Here is a 9,396-nt window from a genome sequence, read left to right as displayed (position 1 = left end):
GGCTCCGCCCCCGGACCCGTGCCCCGAGCCGGGACCCGGGACGTTCGCCGTCGAGCCGATCTCCGCGAACGTCCGCCGGCCGGTCGAGCAGGGTGTCTACCTGTTCAAGCAGAAGGGCGAGATCCACGTGCAGATCACGGGCTTGGCCGACTTCAAGCAGCCCGTGGAGGGCATGACCAGCCGGCGCGTGTTCGGGCTCCAGATGGACGGGGAGCGGTCGCGGTTCACGGTGGACCAGACCATCGGACGCCGGCGGGCCGAGCTCAGCTACGCCGTCACGCCGGGTGAGTCCATCGGTCTGTCGAAGCTGGTCCGCCACCAGAAGGGCGGGCCGGTGACCTTCGAGCCGCTCACCCCAGTGACCGTGTTCCCTCTCCCGGTCGCCGAGAACATGGAGGTGACGGGGCTCGGCTTCGACCCGCGGACGCAGACGACGATGGTCGTGCAGGGCAGGGTCGAGAAGAAGGAAGAGGTGCTCGGCTGCGACGAGGTCGTGCACGGGTGGCTCGTGAAGGGGACCTGGACCCTCCAGTCGCCGCGGGAGACGGTCCGCTACGAGATGGAGTACGTCGTCGCCACCCAGCACGGCGGCCTCGTCGTGCGCGACACCTTCCGCTTCTCCGAGACCGAGACAGACCAGGTCCCGACGACGTACGGCTATGACATCACCACCGGCTTCGGCAGCATCAAGCCCAAGCCCGACCCGGAGGCGAAGTGAACCTGAAGGAGCTGCTCCCGCCCGGCAGCAAGCGGCGCAACGCGATCATCTCAGTGGCCGCGGTGGCGGCCACCCTCCTCGTATGCACGTACCTGCTCCCGGACGGCGCTCCCCTCGGGGTGCAGGTGCAGGGTCTGATCCGGGGGTCCCGGACGGCCCTGCTGGCCGCCGCACTCGTCCTCATATGGCGCAACACGCGGATCGTGAACTTCGCACAGGTCGTGATGGGGGGCGTCGCCGCCAACCTCGCCTTCAACCTCGCCGCGGTCGGGGTCGAGGGGTTCGGCACCTTCCCGTTCGTCATCGTCCTGTTCATCGCCCTGCTCATCTCCACGGGAGTAGGGATGCTCATCGAGCTCGCCTTCGTCCGCCGCTTCTTCAACTCACCCAGGCTCGTCCTGACGGTCGTCACGGTCGTCATGACCCCCGTCCTGCTCCCCTTGCCCGGCTACATCGAGGCCATCCCCATCTGGAACCGGGGACCGCAGTACCTGCAGAAGAGGATCGAGGGGAAGCTCCCCGTCCCGTTCTCCGACCTCCAGATCTCCCTGGACCCGTTCAAGTTCGGCTTCGGCCACCTGTTCGCGTTGGCGAGCACGGTCGCCGTCTTCGCGGGCCTCGGTTGGTTCCTCACCCGCACCAGGTACGGGGCGGCGGTCCGGGGGACGGCCGAGAACGCCGACCGGGCCCTCATGCTCGGCATCAACGTCCGTCTGCTGTCGACGCTGGTCTGGGGGATCGCCGGGTTCTGCTCGGGGCTGTCCGCGATGCTGTTGGGCATGACGGTCCAGTTCGCGGGGGCTGGCGGGAGCCCGGCCGCGTCCGCGGAGGCCCTGCTCTACCCGCTCGCTGCCGCGGTCCTCGGCCGGATGCGAAGCCTCCCGGTGACGATCACCGCTGCGCTCGCTCTCGGCATCGTCGAGGAGTCCCTCAACTGGTCCTACTCCGAGCCGGCCCTCGTCCTGGCCGTCGTCCTCACCGTCGTCCTGGGAGGCCTGCTGCTGCAGAAGACGGGGTTCTCGAGGGCCAACGAGGGAGCCTCCGCCTCATGGGCAGCGTCGCGCGAGATCCGTCCCACCCCGCCCGAGATGCTCGCCCTCCCAGGGATCCGGCGTCTACGGCGGGGGATCTTCGCGCTCATCGCCATCGCGCTCCTCGTCTTCCCCCAGGCCTTCTCGCCCAGCCGCGTGAACCTGGCCTCCCTCATCGCGATATACGCGATCGTCGCCCTCTCGCTCGTCATCCTCACCGGGTGGGGAGGTCAGGTCAGCCTCGGCCAGTTCGCGTTCGTGGCCGTCGGCGCGCTGGCCGGCGGGAAGCTGACGGCGGACGTGGGGCTCCCGTTCTGGCTGGCCCTCCCCGTGGCCGCCGCCCTCACGGCCGGGTTCGCCGCCGCGGTCGGCCAGCCGGCCCTGCGCCTGCGCGGACCGTTCCTGGCCGTCTCCACCCTGGGTTTCGCGGTGGCCGCGAGCAAGCTCCTGCTCGACTCGGACCGGTTCGAGTGGTTGTTCCCGACCGATATAGAGAGGCCGACCTTCCTCTTCCTCAGCCTGTCCAGCGAGCGGGCCTACTACTACCTCTGCCTGGCCTTCACGCTGATCACCGCCGTCGTCGTGCGCAGGTTGCGAGCCGGGCGGACCGGCCGGGTCCTGATCGCGTTGCGCGAGGACCCGTTCGGCGTCCAACCCTTCGGCATAAACGCCACGCGCGCCCGCCTCGCCGTGTTCGCTCTCTCCGGCTCGCTCGCCGGGGTAGCGGGCGTGCTGCTCGTGCACCACCAGCGCTCGTTGGACGCGAACGCATTCGGCGTCGACAGGTCGATCGACATGTTCATCATGGCCATGGTCGGGGGGATCACATCGGTCAGCGGAGCGCTACTGGGCGCGACCTACATCGGGCTGACCCAGTTCCTGATCGACGACGAGCAGTTCCGGCGACTCGGTACGAGCATCGGCCTGCTCTACCTGCTCTTCGCGAGCCCCGGCGGTCTGGCGGCGCTCCTGTACGGGGCCCGGGACGCCATCCTGAAGATCGTGGCGATGCGACGCCGGATGATCGTCCCGAGCCTGTTCGAGGACGTCGACCCGGAGGCCATCGCCAAGAGGAAGGCCTCCTTCGCGCCGCCCATGGAGGGGCGGGGTCTGGACGTCCTGCCGATGGACCGTCGCTACGCGATGGTGACCGAGCTGTACAAGGGCCCACGGCCGCGGCGCCCGCGGGAGGAGCGTCCTCCGCCGCGCCCGATCGTGCCGACCGAACTGCCGCAGGCCGAGCGGGCTCAGCCCGCCCTGCCGCCCGAGCTCACCACCGAGGAGAGAAGATGACCGAACCACCGCGCAACACGCGCGACACCCTCCCCGAGGGCGGGGCGGCCACCGGACCGGGGCCGACGGGGACCGGCGCACAGGCGGACATCGTGCGGGAGATGGCGTCCGCCATGAAGCGGGGGCCGAAGGCGATCATGGGCCAGGCCGTGACCGACTTCAAGATGCTGCGCGTGACCCGGTACGGACTGCGACCCCTGATGGTGCTGTTCCTCATCGACTTCGTGCAGGGCTTCGACTCGAACGTGCCGACGCTGTTCATGCCGGAGATCCGGGCCGACTTCAACATCACCCTGACCCAACTCACGCTGGCCTCGAGCCTGTTCGGGATGCTCTTCGCCTTCACCGGTCCGCTCATCGGCTGGATGGCGGACCGCTACCGGCGGACGTACATGCTCGGGATCAGCGCGGTCCTGTCCGGTATCTGTTCCCTGCTCTCGGCCTTCGCGCCGGGTTTCCTCATGTTCGCGGTGCTGAGGCAGCTCGACAGCGCGTCGGAGAAGCTCGGCGACGTCCCGGGACAGTCGCTCGCCTACGACTACTACCCGGTGGAGGCGCGGGCGAAGACGGTCTCGGTGAAGAAGGTGGCCGGACAGATACTGGGCTTCCTCAGCCTCCCCATCACCCCGCTGATCGCACTCAGGTTCGGATGGAGGCAGGCGATGTTGGTGGTCGCCATCCCGGTGATCATCAGCGGACTGCTGGTCCTAGGACTCCCCGAACCGGTCCGCGGCTACTGGGAGAGGCTCCGGGCGGGCGAGAGCGAGGAGTCCGCCGAGAAGGAGCAGCCCCCGGTGAAGTGGGGGGAGGCGCTGCGGATCCTCCTCGCCATCAAGACGCTCCGGCGGATCCTCATCGCGCTCCCGGTCATCATGATCAGCACGAGCGGTCTCGGGATGCTCTGGCAGTTCTGGCTCGTCGAGCAGTTCCGTCTCAGCCCGTTCGCCAGATCGATGATCGGCATCCCTGGGTCGATCCTGGGCCTGTTCATGCTCCTGGCGGGCGGGGGCCTCGCCGACATATTCATCAAGCGGAACCCAGGGAAGATCCTGGTCATCACCGCGATGATCGGCTTCGCCTCGACCTTCTCGAAGATATTCGTGCTCCTCTTCCCGAGCCTGATCCTCTACCTCGTGCTCAGCTTCCTCATCAACGCGATCGACAGCCTCCTCGACCCCGCCCAGTACGCGGTCACGTCGCTCGTGATCCCTCCCCGGCTGCGAGGACAGGGCGTCGGCGTGCTCGGGTTGATCTTCATCCCCCTGGCGCCGCTGGCGGTCATCCCGGCGTACATGGCCGACACGTACGGGCTCACCACTTCGCTGATGATCTTCAGCCCCCTCGCGCTGGTCGGCGGGCTCATAAACCTGTCCGCCGTGCGCTACTTCAACATCGACCAGCGGGCGGCCATCGCCGCCGCCAACGCAACCAACGAGTACAACCGCGCGTTGAAGGAAGGGCGCGTCAAGCTGCTCGTCATCCGGGACATGGACGTGGCCTACGACGGCGTGCAGGTGGTCTTCAACGTGGACATCGATATCGACCAGGGAGAGATGGTCGCCCTGCTCGGCACGAACGGGGCCGGCAAGTCGACGGTCCTCAAGGCGATCAGCGGCATCCAGCCCGCGGACAACGGGGCCATCTTCCTGGACGGCCGGGACATCACGCGGCTCCCGCCGTTCGACATCTCGCGGCTGGGCGTCGTCCACATGCCCGGGGGCCGGGCGGTGTTCCCGTCGCTCACGGTGAAGGAGAACCTCGATCTCGCTCAGCTGGAGCTCGACGAGACACCCGAGCTGGCGGAACGCCGGGAGAAGATCTTCGAGTTCTTCCCGGTCCTGCGCGAGCGGCTGGACGCAGAGGCGGGCCTGCTGTCCGGCGGCGAGCAGCAGATGATCGGGCTCGCCCAGGCCTTCCTGTGGAAGCCGAAGCTGCTGATGATCGACGAGCTCTCGCTCGGGCTCGCACCGGCCGTCGTCGGTCAGCTCCTGGACATCGTGAAGGCGATCAACGCCGAGGGGACCACCGTCGTCCTGGTCGAACAGTCGGTGAACATCGCGCTGTCCATAGCCGAGCGCGCGATCTTCATGGAGAAGGGAGAGGTGAAGTTCGACGGGGAGACAGCCGAGCTGCTCCGCCGGCCCGACATCATGCGGGCGGTCTACCTGAAGGGATCGGCCGCTCTCGGCGCGGGACGTCGTCCCGAGGCGACCGCCGCACCGAGCGCCCCCAAGGCCCGCCCGATCCTGGAGCTCGAGGGGGTCCATAAGTCGTTCGGGGGCAAGAAGGTGCTCGACGACGTGTCCTTCACGCTCGAGGAGGGGGCCTCCCTCGGTGTGATCGGCCCGAACGGCGCCGGGAAGACCACGCTGTTCGACGTGATCTCGGGCTACCTCCCCGCCGACGCGGGGCGGATCATGTACGACGGCGTCGATATCACGAAGATGAGCGCGGCCCAGGAGGGCAAGCTCGGGCTGGTTCGGCGTTTCCAGGACGCGAAGCTGTTCGGCTCCCTGACCGTCTTCGAGACCGTCTGCGTCGCTCTCGACAAGAAGCTGGACGTCCGCAACCCGTTCGTGACCGCGCTGCAGCTGCCGTCCGTACGGCGCAGCGAGGCGCGGATCCGCGCCCGTGCGGACAGGCTGATCGAGCTGCTGGAACTAGGCGCTTTCCGGGACAAGTTCGTCTCCGACCTCTCGACCGGCTCCCGACGCATCGTCGACCTGGCGTGCGTCCTCGCCGCGGAGCCCCGGGTCCTGCTGCTCGACGAGCCGTCGACCGGGATCGCGCAGGCGGAGGCGGAGAACCTCGGTCCGCTGCTGCGCCGGATAAGGATCGAGACGGGATGCAGCCTGCTCGTGATCGAGCACGACATGCAGCTGATACAGAAGATCTCCGACGAGCTGCTGGCGATGGTGCTGGGGCGCGTCGTGGTCCGCGGGCCAGCGGACGAGGTGCTGGACCATCCCGAGGTCGTCGAGGCCTACCTGGGTGGTAGCGAGGAAGCCGTGAAGAGGAGCGGGGTACTCATATGACGAGGAGACTGAGGTTGATGGCGGTGGTGCTCGTGGTGCTGGCCGCGGGGTGCAGCAGCGACGAGTCGGTAGGGAGCCTCGAGAACCTGGGCACGGGCGAGGAGCAGGCGGCGAACAGGCTGGGCGAGCTGGAGGCGCCTCCCGAAGACCCGGCGGCCACCCCGGCTCCCACCGCCCCTCCGGCAGCGGCGGTAGCCACGCCGAAGCCGCAGCAGGCTCAGCCCACCCCGGCGCCCGCCGCGCGGACCTACGAGATCAAGATCGTCGCCGGCGGACAGGGTTTCGATCCGTTCGCGGTGGCGGTCAGCCGGGGGACCCGCATCAAGGTGACCAACACGACCGATAGGGCGGCCACCTTCTCGTCTGACCCGCCGGGTGCGTTCGACTCGGGTCCGATCGCGCCCGGCGCATCGTGGGAGTACGTCGCGAACACGCCCGGGAAGTTCCAGTTCCACGACAAGGAGCGTCCGTTCGCCCAGGGTCAGCTGGAGGTCCGCGCTGAGTAGGGTCGCACTCGCGCTGGCGGCACTGCTGGTGCTGTCGACGGGCTGCGGTGACGAGCCCGTGCAGGTCCCGCTGTCCGGGAGCAAGGTGCGGGTCCCCGACGGGGTCGTACCGCCCGAGCTGGGCGGGCTCAGCGCCGGCGAGGAGGACGTCAGCGGCCCGCTGAAGGAGGCGGGAGACCGTGCCTACGTCTCCGACGTCCGCTTCTACAGCCTGAGGGAGGGCGACCGGCTCCGGGCGACGGTGGAGGTGGCGAGGTTCACGCCCGACGCGCAGACGAGCGACGCCGACTTCCAGCTGAAGGTGGCCGCCCAGCTCGGCGCGCCGCGGACGCGGAGGATGGGCACCGACACCGTGTACGTGTCGTCGGGGAACCGGCAGACCTACTACATGTGGTTCCGCGGCCTGCACATGGTCCTGGTGGGGGTCCCCGCGGAAGGCACCGCCGGACGCACCCTCGTCCGGGAGGCCCTCGAGAGGGTGAGGCCGTGAGGGCCCGGGCGCTCGTCGCGTTCCTGCTGGTGCTCCTCACCGGGTGCCAGATGACGTCGGCGGACGAGTCCGTCCTCCTCGACGACCTCCCCGCCATCGCGCAGAAGACGTCGCTCGCTGCCCGACGCTTCGAGTACCAGCTGGTCGTGGCCGGGCGCACCGTGTCCATGGAGGGCCGGGTGGAGGACGACTACCGCTACGAGGCGCAGATCTCGCTCGACGGCTCCCCCGTCTACCGGGAGGTCGTGTACGACGACGCCCGCTACCTCCAGCTGCAGGACAGCTCCTGGCTGCCCCCGAGCCTCGTTGCCGGGAACGAGGCCTTCGCCGAGCTGATGACGGGCGGCTGGGTGGTCGACCCGCTGGGTGCGCCCCCCGAGTTCGGCGGCGAGCGCGCTCAGCCCGTGCCGCTCGCCGCGTCCTTCCTCCTCGAGCGGGTCCGGTTCCCCGAGCAGCTCCCAGAGATCCTGAAGCTGACGTTCAAGGAGTACAACATCCGCGCGCTCTACTACATGCCGCGCGACGACAAGTTCCCGGAGCACCTCGAGGACGGGAAGCGGTACGACCGCGTCCCCGATGCGTACGACCCCAACGCGGTGACCGTCACCTTCGACCAGCTCCGCCCGTTCTTCGAGTACATCTCGATATGGGGGAAGCCGACCCACATCGGGCGTGTCGAGCGGCTCATCGAGCTACCACCGCGCGGCCGCGAGCTGTACGAGGAGCTCTACACCCAGCTGGAGCGGGCCGGGTCTCGGACGCTCGTCAACATCCTGAAGGCACCGGAGGGACGGCGGTTCGCCGAGACGTACCGGTTCTGGGCCGAGGAGGAGATAGAGATCCAGCGGCCGGACGGGGCGACCCCGGTGGAGCTCGCCCCGGCGATCGCCGCGCTCGGCGCGGCCCTCCTCCAGGCCGGACCGGGCGCCGCCTGGACCCCGCTCATGGGCCTCCCGAGCTAGCCCAGGACCGACGCGTTGCCCTGGCAGGGGTCGGACCGGTTCCCCAGGTCCGCATCCCCGGACGGCCACTCACCGACCCGGTACCGTTGTCCACCCCCGACCAAGCGGTAGCACCCCATCTGACCATCACCGGGGGCCTGCCCCTGTGGGTCCCACCAGATGGCCGCAGCGTCCTTCACGTAGGAGTAGTTGCCCGGCTCGAAGTAGGCCGCCGGCTTGTAGGGAGAGGCGCTGCGGTTCGCCGGTATCGCGGCGATGCCCTTCGAGACGTTGTCTGCGGACAGGCGCGGTCCGGACGCCTGGATCCCGTAGAACAGCATCGAGAACGCGTCGTACACGTACGGGTCGTTCACGGTGCTGGGAGCCGGGCAGTCCGGACATCCTTCCCGGTACGCCCGGTACCAGTGCTGCTCGACGAGCTCGTCGCGGCGGTAGTCCGGTGTGAGCCCGATCACCGACCGCCATTGGTTGGGGTCGGCGAGCCGCCCCTGCCGGTTGGTGTCGATGCCGCTGTGGTAGGGCTGACCCGGGACCACCCACTCGGGGAACCACCCTGCGTTCGTCGCCGACTGCATGGGGACGATCGGGCTCGAGGCGTAGAGGATCGCCGTCGTTATCTCCGCGGACCGCATCTCGGCCCCCGCCGTCGTGGCCGAGTTCGCGTTGGACTCCTTGGCGATCTCGATATCGCACTGCTTCCGCAGCTCGTCCCTGAGCATCGCGGGCTGGACGGTGTCCGCCTGATAGAAGATCCCGAACCTCCGCGGACGGGACCTCCAGGTGACGTCCCCGGCGAAGCGGGCCGGCCCGTCCTTGAGCTTGATGCAGATGAACGAGGCGGCCAACGCCGCCTGCGAGTCCATGTCAGGGCGGAACCCGATGTAGTACGGCTTCCCCTTCGCGTAGCTCTCGCGCCTCGTCCCCTGGTACATCGCCGTCAGGATCCCTCGCTGGTAGGCATGGTTCGCGATCGAGGCTCCCGAGTTCTGCCCGGCGACGGCGACGATGGCGAACGGCTGCTTCTCGTCGATGTCCGCCACCACCTGGGACCAGACCGTGTTGCTCGAGACCGCGTAGTAGTTCCACACCTGAACGCGCCGGTTGTACGTCTGGTACCTCTGCTCGAAGTACCGCGCGAACGCGTGACAAGCGTGGTCGTTGCCGGAGTCGCTCGGCTGGGGAGGGACGCTGCAGTCGACGAAGGTCCTCTCCCGGCGGCTGTCCTGGCCCGCCATCGTGACCAGGACGACCCGGATCTCGTCCTTCGAGACCCCCTTCGCGGTCGCTCCGCCGTTGTTACCGTCGAAGAACGCGACGCAGGGGGGTGAGAGAGGGTCCTCGGTCTGGCGCGGGGGCGTGCC

7 protein-coding genes are annotated in these 9,396 nt (G+C 68.7%); 6 read left to right on the top strand and 1 reads right to left on the bottom strand.

Annotated elements, in window-relative coordinates; translation table 11 throughout:
- The 6 genes from VM840_06360 to VM840_06335 all read left to right on the top strand — a co-directional run.
- A partial coding sequence (locus VM840_06360) for a hypothetical protein (GenBank protein ID HVL81198.1) occupies positions 1 to 718 on the top strand: 718 nt, incomplete at its 5' end.
- Positions 715 to 3,042, top strand: a complete 2,328-nt coding sequence (locus VM840_06355) for an ABC transporter permease (protein HVL81197.1) — start codon at positions 715 to 717, stop codon at positions 3,040 to 3,042. The genes VM840_06360 and VM840_06355, both read left to right, overlap by 4 nt.
- Positions 3,039 to 6,077, top strand: coding sequence for an MFS transporter (locus VM840_06350; GenBank protein HVL81196.1), 3,039 nt, complete (start codon positions 3,039 to 3,041; stop codon positions 6,075 to 6,077). Before VM840_06355 ends, VM840_06350 begins: the two co-directional genes overlap by 4 nt.
- A complete protein-coding gene (locus VM840_06345) occupies positions 6,074 to 6,583 on the top strand; it encodes a cupredoxin domain-containing protein (GenBank protein HVL81195.1) in 510 nt (169 codons plus the stop codon). Before VM840_06350 ends, VM840_06345 begins: the two co-directional genes overlap by 4 nt.
- Positions 6,584 to 6,641: 58 nt before the next feature.
- Positions 6,642 to 7,073, top strand: coding sequence for a hypothetical protein (locus VM840_06340; protein HVL81194.1), 432 nt, complete (start codon positions 6,642 to 6,644; stop codon positions 7,071 to 7,073).
- Complete coding sequence (locus tag VM840_06335) at positions 7,070 to 8,035, top strand: hypothetical protein (GenBank protein ID HVL81193.1); 966 nt, start codon at positions 7,070 to 7,072, stop codon at positions 8,033 to 8,035. Before VM840_06340 ends, VM840_06335 begins: the two co-directional genes overlap by 4 nt.
- On the opposite strand, the gene VM840_06330 is transcribed toward VM840_06335, so the two are convergent.
- On the bottom strand, positions 8,032 to 9,396 hold a 1,365-nt coding region (locus VM840_06330; GenBank protein HVL81192.1), incomplete at its 5' end, for a hypothetical protein. The genes VM840_06335 and VM840_06330 overlap by 4 nt on opposite strands.

This window comes from Actinomycetota bacterium, assembly GCA_035540895.1.
GTDB lineage: Bacteria > Actinomycetota > JAICYB01 > JAICYB01 > JAICYB01 > DATLFR01.
The sequence above is the reverse complement of the archived record's forward strand: the minus strand, read 5'-3'. Positions and strand labels throughout refer to the sequence as shown.

Coding starts and splice junctions, on each gene's coding strand:
- VM840_06345 (HVL81195.1), top strand. CDS start 6,074: ATGACGAGGAGACTGAGGTTGATGGCGGTGGTGCTCGTGGTGCTGGCC.
- VM840_06350 (HVL81196.1), top strand. CDS start 3,039: ATGACCGAACCACCGCGCAACACGCGCGACACCCTCCCCGAGGGCGGG.